General features: G+C 64.6%; 13 protein-coding genes and 1 pseudogene. 7 read left to right on the top strand and 7 right to left on the bottom strand.

Annotated elements, in window-relative coordinates; all coding sequences use genetic code 11:
* Positions 1–14: 14 nt before the first annotated feature.
* The gene (peaA, locus tag BUQ73_RS11060) at positions 15–1580 is read right to left on the bottom strand and encodes a quinohemoprotein amine dehydrogenase subunit alpha (protein WP_079227963.1); all 1566 of its coding nucleotides are present in this window, start codon (positions 1578–1580) and stop codon (positions 15–17) included.
* 494 nt (positions 1581–2074) lie between these two features.
* On the opposite strand from peaA, the gene BUQ73_RS11055 reads away from it, so the two are divergent.
* Positions 2075–3568, top strand: coding sequence for an aldehyde dehydrogenase family protein (locus BUQ73_RS11055; protein ID WP_079227962.1), 1494 nt, complete (start codon positions 2075–2077; stop codon positions 3566–3568).
* 120 nt (positions 3569–3688) lie between these two features.
* On the opposite strand, the gene BUQ73_RS11050 is transcribed toward BUQ73_RS11055, so the two are convergent.
* From BUQ73_RS11050 to BUQ73_RS11035, 4 genes are read right to left on the bottom strand one after another with little or no spacing between them, the layout of a single operon-like run.
* Positions 3689–4981, bottom strand: a complete 1293-nt coding sequence (locus BUQ73_RS11050) for an NAD(P)/FAD-dependent oxidoreductase (protein WP_079230533.1) — start codon at positions 4979–4981, stop codon at positions 3689–3691.
* Positions 4974–5645 carry a S8 family serine peptidase gene (locus BUQ73_RS11045; RefSeq protein ID WP_079227961.1) on the bottom strand — a complete coding sequence of 224 codons (672 nt, stop codon included), beginning with the start codon at positions 5643–5645 and terminating at the stop codon, positions 4974–4976. Before BUQ73_RS11045 ends, BUQ73_RS11050 begins: the two co-directional genes overlap by 8 nt.
* Entirely contained in the window at positions 5635–7368 is a 1734-nt protein-coding gene (locus BUQ73_RS11040; protein WP_079227960.1) for an ABC transporter ATP-binding protein, read from the bottom strand. The genes BUQ73_RS11045 and BUQ73_RS11040 overlap by 11 nt, the downstream gene beginning before the upstream one ends.
* A 1-nt stretch (position 7369) precedes the next feature.
* Positions 7370–9283, bottom strand: a complete 1914-nt coding sequence (locus tag BUQ73_RS11035) for a sigma-54-dependent Fis family transcriptional regulator (RefSeq protein WP_079227959.1) — start codon at positions 9281–9283, stop codon at positions 7370–7372.
* A gap of 545 nt (positions 9284–9828) precedes the next feature.
* Between BUQ73_RS11035 and BUQ73_RS11030 the strand changes: the two genes are divergently transcribed.
* From BUQ73_RS11030 to BUQ73_RS28605, 6 genes and pseudogenes are all read left to right on the top strand, one after another.
* The gene (locus BUQ73_RS11030; RefSeq protein WP_079227958.1) at positions 9829–11157 is read left to right on the top strand and encodes a hypothetical protein; all 1329 of its coding nucleotides are present in this window, start codon (positions 9829–9831) and stop codon (positions 11155–11157) included.
* Positions 11158–11189: 32 nt separating this feature from the next.
* Positions 11190–13424 (top strand): Ig-like domain-containing protein, encoded by a 2235-nt coding sequence (locus BUQ73_RS11025; protein WP_079227957.1) that lies wholly within the window; start codon positions 11190–11192, stop codon positions 13422–13424.
* A gap of 15 nt (positions 13425–13439) precedes the next feature.
* Positions 13440–13910: a curlin gene (locus BUQ73_RS11020; RefSeq protein ID WP_027916697.1), complete on the top strand. Its 471-nt coding sequence runs from the start codon at positions 13440–13442 to the stop codon at positions 13908–13910.
* A 16-nt stretch (positions 13911–13926) separates the two neighbouring features.
* On the top strand, positions 13927–15372 hold the full coding sequence (locus BUQ73_RS11015) for a curlin (protein ID WP_079227956.1): 1446 nt from the start codon (positions 13927–13929) through the stop codon (positions 15370–15372).
* Positions 15373–15631: 259 nt separating this feature from the next.
* The gene (gene alkB, locus BUQ73_RS11010) at positions 15632–16276 is read left to right on the top strand and encodes a DNA oxidative demethylase AlkB (RefSeq protein ID WP_079227955.1); all 645 of its coding nucleotides are present in this window, start codon (positions 15632–15634) and stop codon (positions 16274–16276) included.
* 165 nt (positions 16277–16441) lie between these two features.
* A pseudogene (locus BUQ73_RS28605) lies at positions 16442–16684 on the top strand (RHS repeat-associated core domain-containing protein); the annotation flags it as partial.
* A 194-nt stretch (positions 16685–16878) separates the two neighbouring features.
* Here the strand turns inward: BUQ73_RS28605 and BUQ73_RS28385 are convergent.
* Positions 16879–17049 (bottom strand): hypothetical protein, encoded by a 171-nt coding sequence (locus BUQ73_RS28385; RefSeq protein ID WP_161492842.1) that lies wholly within the window; start codon positions 17047–17049, stop codon positions 16879–16881.
* A gap of 318 nt (positions 17050–17367) precedes the next feature.
* Complete coding sequence (locus BUQ73_RS10995) at positions 17368–17613, bottom strand: hypothetical protein (protein WP_079230532.1); 246 nt, start codon at positions 17611–17613, stop codon at positions 17368–17370.
* Positions 17614–17623 lie beyond the last annotated feature (10 nt).

Below are 17623 nucleotides of genomic sequence, written 5' to 3'. Positions count from 1 at the left end.
GTTACGCCCTGCCGTTACGGCAGTGGCGGGTTGTTCCAGCGTTGCACCGCGACGATCATGTGGCCCTCGCCCTTTTGGCCGCCATCGGCCAGCGTGGCGATGACCTTCAGGTTACCGGCGTTGTTGGTGCCCATCTTGCGCGCCGGGTTGGGGCCTGCGCCGCCCGGCACGAACACGCCGTCGGCCTGCATCTGCCCGGCGAACTTGACGTCTTCGTCTTCACCAGCACGCTCGTTGAAGGGTTCCACCGCCCAGGTAGCCGGCAGATAGCCGATACGCAGTGGCTGGCCGCTGGCGTCCTTGCCCCAGGCCTCGGCTTCGAAACGGCCCTGGACCTTGGGCACCGAAGCGCCGTTCTCGCCGATACGGGCAATGGAGAACGCCGGCACCACCTTCACTTCCTCGACCTTGTCGTAGACCGCCAGGTTGACGCCCTTGAGCGCACCGACCGTGACCTCGCGCTGGCCAGGCTTGGCATCTGCCGCAGCGCGGGCTTTCACACGCACCAGGGTCGGGGTCTGCTCCAGCACCTCGGTCACCTCCACGCCAGCGCCCAGTTCAGGCTTGCCGGCCAGGCCAGTGCCGACCAGGGTGATCTCGCTCTCGCCCCCGGCCTTGATGAACTCAGGCTGAACCGCCAGCAAGCGCGCCTTGCCTTCTTTGGCTGCGGTGAAGTCCAGGCCACGCTCGTCGTGATCGGCTTCGAACATGCGGCCTTTCATTTCGCCATCCAGCGCAGCGAACACTTGGCGCAGGTTGCTGTCGCCGACCTGTACGTTGCCGCGCCACTCATAGCCGTTGTAGAGAATTGCCGTGCCAGTGCCGTTGAACGGGGTACCGTCGGCGTAGCTGCCTTTGACCTCGACCTTGAAGGTATCGCCCTGGTCGGCGCTGACCGTCATCACCCCGCGCACATCGCCCTTGGCCAGCATGTGGCCGCTGAACGCCCACTGCCCCGGCAGCGCGTCGGCGGTCGGCTTGGCCTTCTGCCACTCGGCCCAGGCCGGGCTTTCCAGCGGGAAGCGCTTGGCCAGGTTCGGGACCACTTGCTTGAGGGCAATTTCCAGCCAGTCGCGATCACGCGCCTGGGCCTGGTATTCGAGGGATGGCCATTGGCCGAGGTGGAAGTTGATCAGGTGTTCCCATTCCTGCGCCGGGCGCCGCTGCAGGGCGACACGGGCACCGGAGTGGCAACGGCCACAGGTTTCGCTGAGCTGGGTGTCGAAGTGCTCGACAGTGTTGAGCCGGCGCTCCATGGCGTAGCGCACGCCATCGGTCTCGCTTGGCGCCAGGCCCTGCTTGTCGGCCAAGTACTTGACCAGGGTACGCCGGTCATCGTCGCTGATCTGCAGGCCATGCATGACTTGCATGCGGGCGATGCTCATCAGCCAGCCCTCCGGCGTCTTGCGCTGGTGGCTGATGCGGCTGTAGGTATCGTTGCCCTCGGGGATATGGCACCCCATGCACTTGTTCTGCAACAGGCTCGGGCCCTGCTCGGCCGCCATGGCCTGGGTGCCCAGCAGTGCGGCGGCGACCAGCGCCAGTTTGCCCGCATGCCGCCGGAGTCGAGTCGTCTTCAAGGTCAGACCTCCACGGTTGTTGTTCTTATCGTTTTTCACACGCTTTGGTACAGCAGGTGTGCATGTGACAGTTGTGATACAGAAACTGTGCCAGGTGGGCTAAAAGCGTTGTATTTCAATCTTTTAGCGGCTTTCACCGGCAGCGCCCAGCGCTTGCCTGGGTATTTGGAGCGTGCCATTTCGCGACAAGGTGTTTCATCCTGAGACAGGGCCTGCTCTGCAGGCCTTCGCGGGCAAGCCCGCTCCCACAGGTACAGCGCACAACTCATGTACTGCGCAAGTCCTGTGGCCGCGGGCTTGCCCGCGAAGAAGCCAGCACAGCCACTGTGTCACCACCGTCTCACAGCGTCTCAATGTGCAACAGCGCAGGCCTGCAAGCCTGACCTTGCACCCAGGCAAAACCCCGCCAGTTCAATGCCTTGCGCCCTTCGCACCACCTTGGCACGCGCATTGCGCCAGTGCTCGCCACATCCAATGACAAGAGGCACAGCCCCATGCTTTCCGAACTGCCCATCCTGCCCGCCACCCGCGCCTTCCTCGAACGCAAGCTGAAGATGCGCATCGGCGCCGACTGGCAGGACGCCGCCAGCGGTCGCACGCTGTCGTTCCGCAACCCGGCCACGGGTGAAGTCCTCGGTGAAGTGCCCGCCGCCGAGCAGGAAGACGTCGACCGCGCCGTACGCGCCGCACGCCAGGCCTTCGATGACTCGCCGTGGAGCCGCGTGCGCCCGCGCGAGCGGCAGAACCTGCTGTGGCGCCTGGCCGACCTGATGGAGCGCGACGCGCAGCAACTGGCCGAGCTGGAATGCTTGAACAATGGCAAGAGCGCTGCGGTGGCCAAGGTCATGGACGTGCAACTGGCCATCGACTTCCTGCGCTACATGGCCGGCTGGTCCACCAAGATCGAGGGTAGCACCGTCGAAGCGTCCATGCCGTTGATGCCCAACGACCAGTTCCATGGCTTCGTGCGCCGCGAGGCCGTCGGCGTGGTCGGCGCCATCGTCGCCTGGAACTTCCCGCTGCTGCTGGCCTGCTGGAAGCTCGGCCCGGCCCTGGCCACCGGCTGCACCGTGGTGCTCAAGCCGGCCGACGAAACCCCGCTGACAGCGCTCAAGCTGGCTGAGCTGGTAGACGAGGCAGGCTACCCGGCCGGGGTATTCAACGTGATCACCGGTACCGGCCTGAACGCTGGCGCAGCACTGAGCCGCCACCCGGGCGTGGACAAGCTGACCTTCACCGGCTCCACCGAAGTGGGCAAGCTGATCGGCAAGGCGGCCATGGACAACATGACCCGTGTCACCCTGGAGCTCGGCGGCAAGTCGCCGACCATCGTCATGCCCGACGCCAACCTGCAGGAAGCCGCCGCCGGCGCCGCCACGGCGATCTTCTTCAACCAGGGCCAGGTGTGCTGCGCAGGCTCGCGCCTGTATGTGCACCGCAAGCACTTCGACAACGTGGTGGCCGATATCGCCGGCATTGCCAACGGCATGAAGCTCGGCAGCGGCCTGGACCCGGCGGTACAGATGGGGCCGCTGATCTCGGCCAAGCAGCAGGACCGGGTCACCGGCTACATCGAGCTCGGCCGTGAACTGGGGGCGACCATCGCCTGCGGCGGTGAAGGGTTCGGCCCGGGTTACTTCGTCAAACCGACGGTGATCGTCGACGTCGACCAGCGCCATCGCCTGGTGCAGGAGGAGATCTTCGGGCCGGTGCTGGTGGCGATGCCGTTCGACGACATCGACGAAGTGATCGGCATGGCCAACGACAACCCCTATGGCCTGGGCGCGAGCATCTGGTCCAACGACCTGGCGGCAGTGCACCGGATGATTCCGCGGATCAAGTCGGGGTCGGTGTGGGTCAATTGCCACAGCGCGCTGGACCCGGCGCTGCCGTTTGGTGGCTACAAGATGTCCGGTGTCGGCCGTGAGATGGGCGCCGCAGCCATCGAGCACTACACCGAGCTCAAATCGGTGCTGATCAAGCTCTGATATTCAGAATGGGGCTGCTTTGCAGCCCTTTCGCGACGCAAGGCCGCTCCTACAAGAGTACGCGCACTCTTGTAGGAGCGGCCTTGCGTCGCGAAAGGGCCGCAAAGCGGCCCCAAGATCTCAGATGTAACCCTGCTCGCCGAGCCACCGCCGCAGCATCATCTGTTGTTCCCTGGATTTTCCATTCAATACTTCATCGAGCAATTCACCTGCAAGCAAACTGCACACCACCGGCGCCAGCTCGATCCCCTGCAAATGCCAAACCCCCAATGGCTGATCCGCCGTCACCACCACCTCGGCCTCGTCCACGAATCCATCGCGCAACACAGGTCGCCGCGCCACCCTGACAGCCTTCCAGTCCGCCGCCAGGTGCAACGGCTGCGCATCCGGCCAGGCCTGACGGCGCCTCCAGAATGGCTGCCCGGCACGCTCAAGCTCCTGCCCATAAAAATCCCGCCCGATACGGGCAAAGCGCAAAAACAGCTGCTCGATACGCTGCTGATGAAACTGCTTCGCCAGTGCGGCACGCTCTGGCCGGCGCAGCAAGGTATTGATCACCACTGGCGCCTGCAGCGCAGACGACAGCGACTGGAATATCCCGTTCCCCGACAATGGGTCAACCGCCATCGCCGCATCGCCCACCCGCAACCAGTCGTCCCCGACACAGTCGCCAGCGAGAATGGCCGTGCTGCTGCGCGCGTGCACCTGTGCAGGCTCCAGCGCATGCCCATCGAACAGCTCGGCCACCAGTGCCGAGGCTCGACGGCGTGCGGCGCAAAATTCGGGCAGCGCCGCCTTGCCCGGCAGCCCGTCGGCGTCCAGGGTCACCTGCCAATAGCAACGCCCGTCAGCCAACCGGGCCATCCAGGCCCAGCCATCGTCCAGGCTTTCCACCGCCGACGCCGGCTTGCCAGGTGCTGATTGCCAGAGGTTGAGCAGGCTTACCGTTTCCGGCCCACGCAAACGGTCCGCCGCCAACGGTGCCTGGCGGCCGCGCGCCTCGACCAGGAAGCTGCCCTGAAGCAGTTGCCCATCATCCAGCCGAACCTGATAGCCCTCGGCGCGCGCAACTTCACGCACACGCCCTTGTACCACTGTCACTCCTGCGCGCAGCAAGTCATCACGCAACGCACGATCAAAGCGCTCGCGGTCGAGCAGGTATTCCTGATTGAGTTGCAAGTGCTGGCCATTCCAGCGCACCTGGCGTGTCGCCGGCACCGCCGCCTCGGCCAGGGCGCCGCCCAGGCCGGCATGGCGCAGCCCCTCCAGCACCCGCTGTGAAACCCCTTCCACGGCGGCAAAACGCCGCCAGTCGGAGACCACCGTCACCGGGTAACCCAGACGGCGCAGGCCCAGCGCGGTAGCGGCGCCGGCAGGCCCGGCGCCCAACACCAGAATGCGCGGCTCATGCATCTGCTGCACCTCGGCGCTCTGGGCCGCTGAACGCAGCATTCGCCTGCAGCCAGGCATGCACCTGCTGGCGGTCCATGCCAGGCTGGCGCTGCAACAGCGCCGCAATCCGCCCGGTGACAGCGGCACAACCCAGGCTTGCCCCGGCCATGCCGCGCTCGCCCACGTAACCACCGAAATCGGCCTGGGCAGTACCCAGCCAAGACCACTGCCCCGGCGTGCAACGGGCATCACCGGTAATACGGATGACGCCCGGGTAGCAGGCCGGATACACCGCATTACCCTGCGCCGGGCTGGACGCACACAGCAGCACCCCGGCTGCCTGCACCTCGGCGCACGCCTGGCGCAGCACCGGCCGATCCTGCTGCAGGCCAAGGCTGAGGTTGATCAACGTAACGCCCTGCTCCGCCAACCAGAACAACCCGGCGGCAACCTGCAAGGCGCTGGTACTGCCTTGCTCGGTAAACACCTGGGCCAGCAGCAGCGGCAGCTCGCCGGCCTCAGCTTGCAGCCTGGTGACCACGGCGCTGCCATGGCCAAGCCGGTCAGCTTGCAACTCGCCCTCGCACAGCACGCCCTCTTCCAGCCAGAAGCGTCGCGCCATGACCAATGCCTGCGATGGCGCACAACCACTGTCGATCACGCCGACCCTGAGCTCAGCGGCCATGCTTGATCGCCTCTTGGGGCAATACGCGCAGCTGCCCACCTTGCAGGTGCAGATGCAGGTCGGCGTCGGCCAGCGTCGAGGCGCGGTGGCTGATCAAGATGCGCGTGCGCCCGGCGAACAGTTCGTCGATAGCGGCAATCACTTCGCGTTCGGTGGCTTCGTCCACCGCCGAGGTGGCTTCGTCGAGCACCAGGATCGATGGGGCCTGGAGCACCGCTCGAGCGATGGCGATACGTTGCTTCTGCCCACCGGACAGCTGCTGGCCACGCTCACCGAGCAGCCCGTCCAGGCCCAGCGGCAGGCTCTCGACCAGGCTGTCGAGGTGGGCCAGTTGCACCACCCGTTCCAGCTCCCCACGGCTGGCCTGCGGGGCACCGTAGGCCAGGTTCTGCGCCAGGGTGCCGCGGAACAGCACGATGTCCTGGCTGACCACGGCAATACGCTGGCGCACAGCGGCCAGGTCAAGCTCGCGCAGGTCGGCGCCGTCGAGCAGGATGCGCCCGGCATCCGGGTCGTAGAAGCGCTGCAGCAGGTCGATCAGGGTCGATTTACCGACACCGGAGGCACCGCTGATGGCGACCTTCAGGCCACCGGCGATGCAGGCATCGACCTGGGCCAGCACCGCCCCCTGGCGCCCGTCATGGGCAAAGCACACGCCTTCCAGGCGCAGCTCGCCGGGCCCTTGGGGCATGGGCCTGGGTGTTTCTGCTTCGCGCACTGCCACGGCCTCCTGCTTCAGCTCCATTACCCGGCCCAGGCTCACCGCCATGCGCTGCACCGCCACGTACAGGCCCAACAGGCTCTGCACCGGGCCGACCGCCATGCCCATGTAGGTGGAAAACGCAATCAATGCGCCGAGCTGCCAGGTCCCCTGGATCACCCACCAGCCGCCAACCAGGAACGCGCAGGCACGGCACCAGGAGGTCAAGGTGCCAGGGATCGCCTGGGTGAAGAACTCGGTCACCTGCACCTTGAGCAGCTGGCGCATGTAGCCCTGCCCTAGCTGGTCCAGGCGCCCGGCCTCTCGATTTTGCTGGCCGGCAGCCTGGATGAATTTCATCGCCGGCAATGTCTCGACCAGAAACGACGACACGTCCGCCGAGCGCTCGCGCAAGTTGCGCACCTCACGCTCGACCTTGCGCCGCATCCAGCGCAGCCACAGCACCTCGATCGGGATCAACAGCGCCAGCAGCAGCGACAGTTGCCAGGACAGCATCAGCATCAGCGCCACCGCGCCCACCAGGCCAATCACCGCCGACACCGCCGAGAACAGCGAATCCACGGCAAAACGCTGGATCTCGGCAACATCGCCGTCGAGCCGCGAGAGAATGTCACCGGTACGCCGGCGCCCGTAGAAGGTCGGCGACAACTGCTGCAAGTGGCGATAGAGGTCATCGCGCAGGGCGAACAGAATGCGCCCCGACAACCGTGTGTGCAGGTAGCGGTTGACGCCCGCCAGCACGGTGCCCAGCAGGCCGGCGCCAATCATGATCGCCGCCATGTGCCAGAGGGTCTGGTAGTCCTTGGCCAACAGGCCTTCGTCGATCAGCGTCTTGACCAGCCAGGGTTGTACCAGGGCCAGCAGCGATGCACCGAAGGACAAGGCGAGCAGTACGCCGATAGCCCGTCGATGGGGGCGGACGAAACCGTATAGCCACGCCAGGGCCTGGCGCATGAGGAGCGGGTTGCTGGACTCCACCAGCCTGGCGAACAGGTTACCCATGTCAGCCACGCAACTGTTTGAGCTTGCGGTACAGCGTCGCCCGGCTGATGCCCAGGGCTTCGGCAGCCGCCGAGACATTGCCCTGATGCCGGGCCAGCGCAGTGCGGATCAGCTCCATCTCGTTGTCCTTCAGGCTACCGGATGGCGCCGCGCCACTGGCCAGTTCATCCAGCAGGCAGTCAGTCAGGTGCTCGAGGGTCAGCACCTGCTCGCCGTCCTCGCGCATGGCCAGGGCGGTTCGCACGACCATTTCCAGCTGGCGGATATTGCCCGGCCAGTCGAAGCCTTCGAGCAACGCCGTCAGGGCCGGGTCGAGGGTCACGCCCCTGGCGCCGGCCTTGTCCAGCAAGCCCTCGATGATGCCCGCCAGGTCATCGCGTTCGCGCAAGGCCGGCAGGCGCAGGGATACGCCATTGACCCGGTAGTACAAATCTTCGCGAAAGTGCTGTTCCTGCACCAGGCGCTTGAGGTCGCGGTGGGTCGCGCAGATCAGTGCCACGTCGATGTCCTGCTCGTCGCCCGCGCCCAGCGGCGCGACCCGGCGCTCCTGCAGCACGCGCAACAGCCGCGCCTGCAGGGCCAGCGGCATGTCACCGATTTCGTCGAGGAACAGCGTGCCGCCATGGGCCTGCATCAGCCGCCCGACCATGCCGCCACGGCGTGAGCCGGTGAAGGCGCCTTCGCGGTAGCCGAACAGTTCGGATTCGATCAGCCCTTCGGGTATGGCGGCGCAGTTGACCGCAACAAACGGCTTGTCCGCTCGCGGGCTGGCCTGGTGCAGGGCTCGCGCCACCACCTCCTTGCCAGTGCCAGTCTCGCCCAGCAGCAACACTGGCAGGCCGTTGCCCAGCCCTTGCCGGGCCATGCGCAGGTTACGCGCCAGCCGTGCATCACCGCCGGCCAGGGCATCCAGCGCAGGCGATTGGTTGGCCGGCGCCGGTTTGGCAGGCGCCGCGCTGCCGTTGAGCGGGCTGTGCCGCGGCAGCTGCAGCGCACGGAAGAAGAATTCGCCCTTGGCCGTTTGCACATTGCTCACCCCGCCCTGCCACAGGCGGGCGATGAAGGCCGGCGAACGTTCGCCCAGCAGGTCGCTGCTGCGCCGCCCGATCAGACCCTGGCGCGGCACCTGCAGCAATTGGCAGGCATTGTCGTTGGCGGCCAGCACCTCGCCATCCAGGCTCAGCGCCAGCAAGCCGTGCCAGGCGCTGTTGAGGTATTGCGGGCGGCTGTGGAAGGCCAGCACCAGCTGTTGGGGGTGGCACAGGCCGAACATCCTGCTCTCGATATTGCCAGCCGCCATCATCAGCATGCTCAGGCTGTCCTGTGGCTGGGCCATGACCCCTTCGCGGGTGATATCGAGTACGCCGATCACTTCGCCACGCGGATCGCGCAACGGGACCGAGGTGCAGGAGAACGGGCTGAGCCGGTCCAGGTAATGCTCGCCGCAGTTGATCAGCGTCGGCCGGCCTTCCACCACGGCGGTGCCGATGGCATTGGTGCCACGCAGCGATTCGCTCCAGCAGCTGCCAGGGTGCAGGTCGCGCAGGCCTTCGCGTTCCAGCACGTGGGTCTGGCCTTCGATGGCCAGCACGTTGGCCTGGGCATCGCCGAGGATGATGATGCCGGCCTTGCCCTGGCGCGAGACCAGGTAGTCCAGTTCAGGGGTGACGGCGTCCACCAGCAGCCGGTTGCGTTCCAGCAGCGCGCGCAGGTCGTGGCCTTGCTGCAGCCCCAGGCCGACCTGTTCGCCTTGCAGGCAATCCAGGCCATGGCCAAGGCTGCGGCGCCAGGAAGCGTCGATTTCATCGCGCAGCATGCCCAGCGGCAGCTCACCTTCGCTGGCCAGGCGCAGGCGGGCCTGGCGGGATTCGTGCAGCGGGTCTTGGGCGTTTGTTATGGGAAATTGTCGCGCCATGTTTGCTCCAGCTGTGGCCCCCGTGTCAGGGCAACGGGCTTGGTTTTTTTTCGCAGTGTGCGGGAGATTTTTGTGGGCGTCGAGGTGCATGCCTTGAGGGGGGGCCTGTGAGATCGAGCGCCGCCCGCGCGGCGCATCGCGGATAAATCCGCTCCTACATCTGTTGCAACGTGGCCATGCCTGACAGGTCATGGTTGTCAGCCGGTTTGCACGGCTCAAGTCATGCGCCAGGGCGGGCAACCATGGCGTAACAGGTTTGGCACGTTGCAACAAATGTAGGAGCGGATTTATCCGCGATGCGCCGCGCGGGCGGCGCTCGATCTCCCAGGCGGCATCTCTCTCAAGGCATGTACTCCCAACCCCACCGCTAACCCCAATGCTGGGGAACACCGCCCACCAGAAAACCTGCAAAGACCATCAGCCCCACACCTGAAGCCCAAGCCACACAAGGCCTGCAGCCCAATGTGAAAATCTTGGCATGGCTGTTGCCGTAGTCCTCCCAGACGCCCCAAGTCCATGGGCCCGTTAGCAGGAGGAACTGACTCATGCTCCGACCGATACCCAACCCGCTGGCAGTGGCGATCGTCGCCGGCCTGTTCCAGCTCCCGGCGCAGGCAGCGCTGTATGCCGTCGACACTGGGCCCTACACACCTGAAAACGGCCACTACGCCGCCTGGTACCAAGACACCCACGGCCGCACCCTCGACCTGTGCCTGTCCAAGGCAGTGAGCTCGCGGGTTGCCGGCGCCCCCGGTGCACCGTCGTACATGTGCACCCTGCTGCCTGCCCCAGGCATCTTCGACGACACCAAGCCGTTGGTCTTCCCGACCAACTGGCCGGATGAAGCCTTCTGGTTCACCGCCGACGCGGCCATCACCGACGCCGCCCGCGGGGTCACCCTGACCTACGGCAGCGCAATTGAAGCGGCATTCGGCGGCGGCGACCCGGCAGAAAACGACCAGATCAGTTTCGCCCGCGTGCGGATCCGGGTCGATGTTCCCGCGGCCGGCACCTACGTGGTCACCCACCCCTACGGCGTCGAAGTGTTCGATGTACCCGCCGCCGGGCGCCGCGCAATCAACATGACCCGCGACATCGGTATCGGCTCTGCCGGCACCTTTACTGGCGCGCTGAAGGGTGATGTCGGGCCGTTCCTGCGTAGCGTCAACGGCCCCTACACTGAAGGCAGCGAGAAATTCATCGGCGACCCCAACCTCAACGAGCGTGCCACCGGCAGCCCGTTCAACACCAACTTCGTACGCATCGAAGGCCCTGGGGGCATCGACCTGCGCACCGACCTGTTCGCCATTTCCGGCAAGCTCTCCGAGGTGGTCCGGCCTACCCCGTTGATCCCGCTGCGCAGCACTTACTCGCGGCACACCGAAAACGGTGACCTGCGCGCCCAGCAAGACGTGTTCGTGCTGGCCCCGCCACCGCCTGGCAGCGCCACCCTGACCAGCCAGACGCCCAACCTGCCACTGACCGAAGCCAACGGCACCGGCACCTGGTATGCCCAGTCGGCACTCAACCCGGCGCTGCCGACCAGCATGCTGATCAGCGCTGACAACAGCGTGGCGATCCCCACCAGCAGTGTGACCACCGCCAACCTGCCGCTCACCGACCTGGTCACCATCACCAAGGCCGAATACAGCCTGGCCAACGCCACCCTGACCTTGATCGCCACCAGTAGCGACGAAACCAGCCCGCCGGCAATGACTGCCCGCACCGGCAACGGCACCTTCATCGGCAACTTCACTGGCGATGGCGCGCAGAAAAGCCTGACCGCCAACTTGTCGCCCATTCCGCCGGCCAAGGTGCAAGTCACCAGCGCCAACGGCGGCAGCGACATCGAAGACGTGGTGCTGGTGCCATGAACAGACAAAGGCTTGGCCTTCAAGGAGGCAGCATGAACACTTGGCAACGCCGTGCGCTGTTGGCCGCCGGTTTCTCCCTCACTATCAGCAGTGCGGCCTGGGCTGCGCTGTCCGATGTCGACCCTGGCCCCTACACCTTCGCCACTGGCGGTTTCCCGCTGTGGTACAAGGACAGCGACGGCCTGTCACTGGAACTGTGCCGCTCACGCGCCGTCAGTACCCTGGTAGCCGGCGCACCGGGGGCACCGGCCTACATGTGCACGCTGCTACCGGAGCCGGGCATCTTCGACGATACCTTGCCGCTGGTGTTCCCCGACAACTGGCCACCGGAGATGTTCTGGTTCCTGGCAGAAACCAGTATTCCGGCCGTGGGCAACAGCGGCTATGAGCTCGATGCCTATGTTGCCGGCGTAGAGGCGGCCTTCGCCGCTGAGAACCCGGTCGATGGTGACCAGCAGAGCTTTGCCCGCATCCGTATCCGCGTCTCGGTCCCACGTGCTGGTACCTACACCATCACCCACCCCTACGGTGTCGAGACGGTCAACGTCACCACACCGGGGCGCCGGGCGATCAACATCACCCGTGACATCGGTATCGGCGCGCCAGGCAACTTCACCGGGGCGCTCAATGGTGCCATCGGCCCGTTCATCCAGGGCTTCGGCGCACCCTATACCGCCGTGAACCCGGACACCGGCACCACTGACACCTTCATCGGCGACCCCAACCGGCCGGAAGCGATCAAGGGCAGCCCGTTCGGCACCAACTTCATCCGCATCGACGGCCCACCCGGGCGCATCGAGACCAACCTGTTCACCGTTTCCGGCAAGGTGCTCGACCAGCGTCCGCAGTTGCCGGCGACGCTTGAGCGGGCGACTTACTCGCGCAATGGCAGCGGTACCCGGGTGGAGGTGTTTGCCAAGGCTCCGACAGGCGCCAGCGTCTGCTTGCGCAATGGCCTGGCCCTGGTCGGCACGCCGCCATCGCCTTGCCAGTTCAGCATGCTCACCGACAACAGCGGGCTGTTCTTCAGCCAGCAACTGAGCCAGGTGGCGCCGCCGCCAGTCGTGGTAGTGACGGCCAGCAGCAGCGACATCAATACCCAGCCGACCGCCATTTCCAGCAAGCTGTCCGACGTGGTCAAAGTCAGTACCGCGCGTTACGAGTGGAGCAACAAGCGGCTGACCATCGAAGCGCGCTCCAGCGATGAAGTGGTGATCCCGGACATGGTCGCCCAGGGCTACGGTCGCCTGTCCAAGTCCGGCACCCTGCAGACACTCACCATCAATGATGTGAGCCAGCCACCTGCGACCGTCACCATCAAGTCGAGCCATGGCGGTGTGGATGTAGAGCCGGTGGTAGTCGTCGGCACCGCGCCGGTCGAGGCTGGCAACCAGCCGCCAATCGCCCAGGCCGATGTCGGCAGCACCAGCGTCGGCGTGCCGTTGACGATGAACCTGCTGCTCAACGACAGCGACCCGGACGGCAACCTGCCACTGAGCATCACCGACCTAACCCAACCGGCTACCGGCCAGGGCAGTGTGGTACTCAACGGCAGCACTGCGGTGACCTACACCCCACCGCCCGGCGCCACGCAACCCGTGGTGGCTACCTTTACCTACCGGGCGATGGACGCCAAGGGGCTGAAATCGCAGCCGGCCACCGTGACCGTCAACGTCGCGCCCAACCAGGCACCAACCGCCAACGCGGACACTGCGACCACCCTGGCCGCCCCGCTGACCATCAACGTGCTGGCCAACGACACCGATCCGGAAGGCAACGTGCCGCTGACCGTGGTCAACCTCACCCAACCGGCAGCCGGCCGCGGCACGGTGACCAGCGACGGCACCACCGTCAGCTACACCCCACCGGCCACCGTCACCACGGCCTTCACCACCACCTTCACCTACCAGGCGCGTGACTCCCTGGGCGCGGTATCCGCGCCGGCCACCGTCACGGTCAACGTGCAGCCACGACCAGCAGCCGGCGAGACCTTCGCCGTCACCGCCGCCACCGTCCTGGCCCGCTCGAACAACCGTTACAACTGGGATGTCAGCGGCACCTCGTCGGTGACCACCGGCAACACCATCACCGTGCGGGTCACCACCACCACCGGCGTGCAGACCCTCGGCACCACCACGGTACCGGTCACCGGCCGCTGGCGCCTGACGGTGAGCAACAGCACCACGGTCATCCCGACGGCCGCACCGACCGCCACCGTGACCAGCAGCCAAGGCAGTACCCGTACCGTCAACGTAACTGTGCAGTAAGGCCAGGAGAACGCCATGAAGCGCCTGTATCCACTGCTGCTGAGCCTGGCCCTGGCGGGCCAGGCCGGGGCCGATGACCTGATGGACAACGCCGACCTTGCGCCCGGCAGCGACCTCGGTGAACCGGTGATCATCCGCCTGCTGCCGGCCGGTGCCGGTCAGGCGGCGGTGATCGAGCAGCAAGGCAACGGCAACCGCGCCGCCCTCGACCAGAACGGCCAGGCCCTGCTGGGCCGCATCGTCCAGGCCGGGGGCGCGCAGGAGGCGTACATCCTGCAGGAAGGAAGTGACCTGATGGCCAGCATCAGCCAACAGGGATATGGCAACAGCGCTGCGATCCGCCAGAGCGGCACCAGCAACAGCGCCAGCATCGAGCAGATCGGTAACAACAACAGCGCAACTATCGAGCAGGCAGGCGCAGGCCTGAGCAGCTCAGTGACCCAAGCCGGCAATGGCCAGCGTGTTCAGATCACCCAATACCGATAGACCTGGAGGCACCACCATGTTCAAGCTCGCTCCCCTAAGCGCCGCTATCGTCCTGGCCTTGGCCGGCCAGGTCATGGCTGACGACAGCAACTCGAACCAGTCGCAGACCGGTAACCAGAACATCGCCGAGGTACAGCAGACGGTCGCGCCGTTCGCTGCGGCCACCCAGACCCAGACCGGCAAGGGCCACAACCACCTGGCGGTGCAGGAAAACAGCACCAGTACCATCACCCAGAGCGCCAGTGGTTCGTACAACGCAGGCTACGGCGAGCAGCTGTTCGAAAATGGCAGCCAGATTACCCAGCAGGCATCCGGTTCCTATAACGATGCCTTCGCCAGCCAGTCGGTGGGCGAGAGCAACCAGTCGCTGCAGAACCAGCAAGGCAGCGAAAACCGCTCGACCGTGTGGCAGGACACCCAGACCAACAGCCAGGCCACCACCACCCAGAGCGGCCAGCGCAACGAAGCCTTCGTCGAGCAGCTGTTCGGCGGCAGTAACAACCGCGCCAACATCACACAGGATGGCCAGGACAACTACGCCGCCTCCGAACACATACTGCAAAACGACGGCTACGTGCAGATCTACCAGCAAGGCAAGCAGAACTTCGCCTACGGTGACCAGCGCGACGGCATCGGCGGCACGCTGACCATCGACCAGTACGGCACCGGCCACTCGGTGGAAGTCTGGCAGGACACCCAGACCGGCGCCCGCGCCACTGTCAACCAGACCGGCCAGACCAACGAAGGCTACATCGACCAGAGCTTCGGCAAGGACAACGTCGCCAACCTGTATCAGACAGGTCAGTCCAACGCCAGCTGGTCGGATCAGTTCGAAACCAACAACTCGAACACCACCGTCTCGCAAAGCGGCAAGAACAACAGCAACTTCAGCTACCAGACCGGTGACAACCAGAGCCTGACCATCAACAGCAAGGGCACTGGCAACAAGGTCCTGGCCAGCAACTGGAAAGGCGACAAGCTGGGTGGCCAGTTCGGCAAGAACCAGACCGCCGACATCAACCAGAACGGCACCAATAACAGTGCCAACCTGACCCAGAACGGCGAGTACCAACTGGCCACGCTGAGCCAGAAAGGTACCGGCAACACCATGCAGACCAAACAGGCCGACAGCTACAACGAGCTGTACTTCGAGCAGAACGGGAGCGACAACAGCCTCATCGCCGACCAGCGCGGCACCGACAACTACGCCTACGGCTCGTCCACCGGCAGTGGCAACAGCATCAACCTGGACCAGTCCGGCTACGCCAACCAGAGCTACACCACCCAGCTGTATGGCAGTGGCAACAGCGCCACGATCAAGCAGGCTGACAGCGCCAACGTCGCCTACGTGACCCAGGGCGGCAACAACAACGCCGCCATCGTCAACCAGAGCGGTGCCTACCAAAGCGCCACCATCAGCCAGATGGGCAACGGCAACACGGCTACCGCTACCCAACGCTGACCGGCTCCCCCCTTGAACCGCGGCGTCTCCTCTCCCTGGCGTCGCGGTTCCTTTTTATCTCCCTGCTTTGCACATGAGTGATGACGCGGTCCTTGTAGGAGCGGCCTTGTGTCGCGAAAGGGCTGCAAAGCAGCCCCGGCGATATCTGCGGCGAAGCTGAAATCCTGGGGGCGCTTCGCCCCCCTTCGCGACACAAGGCCGCTCCTACAAGGACCGCGTTGGGCTTACAATGCCTGGAACTCACCCACGCCGCAGCGCCATGATCCAGTCCGACCTCGACCTGTTCGGCCCCCAGCCGCAACACCTGGCCAGCCACACCGTGCTGCTGCCCGGCTTTGCTCTGGCCGACATCGGGCCACTGCTCGACGCCCTGCGCCCGGTGCTGCGCGCTGCGCCATTCAGGCACATGCAGACACCGGGTGGCCTTAACATGGCGGTGGCGTTGACCAACTGCGGTTCGCTGGGTTGGGTCAGTGATGCCAAGGGTTATCGCTACAGCCCAACAGACCCGGTCAGCGGCCAACCCTGGCCTGCCCTGCCCCAGGTGCTGCTCGCGCTGGCGGGCCGCGCAGCGGCGGCTGCCGGTTTCGAGGGTTTCGTGCCAGATGCCTGCCTGGTCAACCATTACCTGCCCGGCACCCGCCTGAGCTTGCACCAGGACCGCGACGAGCAGGACTTCGGCCAGCCGATCGTGTCGATTTCATTGGGGTTGCCGGCGGTGTTTCTGTTTGGCGGGTTGCAGCGTTCGGACAGGACTCAGCGGATTCCGTTGAGCCATGGTGATGTGCTGGTGTGGGGAGGTGAAGATCGGCTGCGCTTTCATGGGGTATTGCCCATCAAGCCAGGCGTGCATCCGAGAATGGGCGAGCGGCGGATCAACCTGACCTTGCGCAAGGCGGGGTGAACGCACATATGTTCAATGTCGGCGGGTCACCTGCCAAATACCCTACATGACAGCCCTGGCACTTTTACCAGTTGCGAGCTTTTGCAACTGGCCTCAGTCTTTTGTACAGGCATAATTCCGGGTACGAGAACTGTGAAAATGCGACGACAAGCCACCTTGAACCCTGCATTTACACCCTATGGTTTTTCATTGCTGGCAGATACGCCAAGACTTCTCCTTGGATTTTGCGGCGAGCATCCAGACATTCTCACTGGTCATTACTGGTCGGGAAATGGATATCGACTATACAACCCCACGATCATGCGCTTCACCGCCCCTGACGACATGAGTCCATTTGGCAAAGGGGGACTGAATAGCTACGTTTACTGCGCTGGGGACCCAGTGAATTATACCGACCCGACTGGGCATATGATGAAACATAACGGCTTTAAGCCAAAATCATCGCCCCGCATGTAGCAAGCAACCCGCAAAAGGCCTCGCTCGGAGAGTCCAGCCCTTCTCAGTAAACGTCAGCGAAGCGCTTCGTTAGAAAATAGAACGCCTAAACAGGGACAAGTAGAAGGTGATACGTCATCCATCCTTCCAGCGCATTCAAGGAGCAATCAGGATACTGATTCAGCATCGGGCGAGATCTGGCAAAGCCGAAGCCGTTCGAGTTCGAGTTCGAGTTCGAGTTCGAGTTCGAGTTCGAGTTCGAGTTCGAGTTCGAGTTCGAGTTCGAGTTCGAGTAGCAGCCTGGATGCAAATTTTGAGAGTGGCAGTGAAAGTTCCAACCACTCATTTGGTAGCGCAGCTGCCCCATCAACACCGCCAGCAAGCCCTGTGCCGGGCGGAGTTCAAAACGGTAGGACAATCGACTTCGAAAAAATGTTTGAAAGCTTTGGTCTGGAAGCATCCAATCAATCGGTTAAAAGCCTACGCAGAAGTCCTTGATTACCTGCCCATCGTGCTCGCAAAAGTTAATCAGGCCACGACGAAACGCTCGCTGCGTTTGCTGGCGATGTATGGGCCTCTAAGCACGCAATCCCGCCAAGAGGCCCAGAAGGTCAATCACGGCTGTCGCTCGATATCAACAGAGCCCAAGCCAGCCCTCAAACACTTCCCGCCTGTGGCGCCTTCCCCCGCCCGGCCAGCTGCTGCCGTTCCACCCCATCCAGCAACGCCTCCACCACCGCCTTGGCCGAATCCAGCCCATGGTCATTACTCAACAACAAATCACGACAAGTCCCCTTGGCCAGCTCCAGCGCCTTCAGATTGGTCGCAAACGCCCCTTTCAGCAGCGTGGACAGGTGCACCAATGCATCTTCGTAATCCACCCCCGAGCGCACGGCAAACAACGGTGGATGG

It is taken from the genome of Pseudomonas putida (assembly GCF_002025705.1).
In the GTDB taxonomy this organism is placed as follows: Bacteria; Pseudomonadota; Gammaproteobacteria; order Pseudomonadales; family Pseudomonadaceae; genus Aquipseudomonas; species Aquipseudomonas putida_J.
This window is presented reverse-complemented; position numbering and strand designations above follow the sequence as displayed.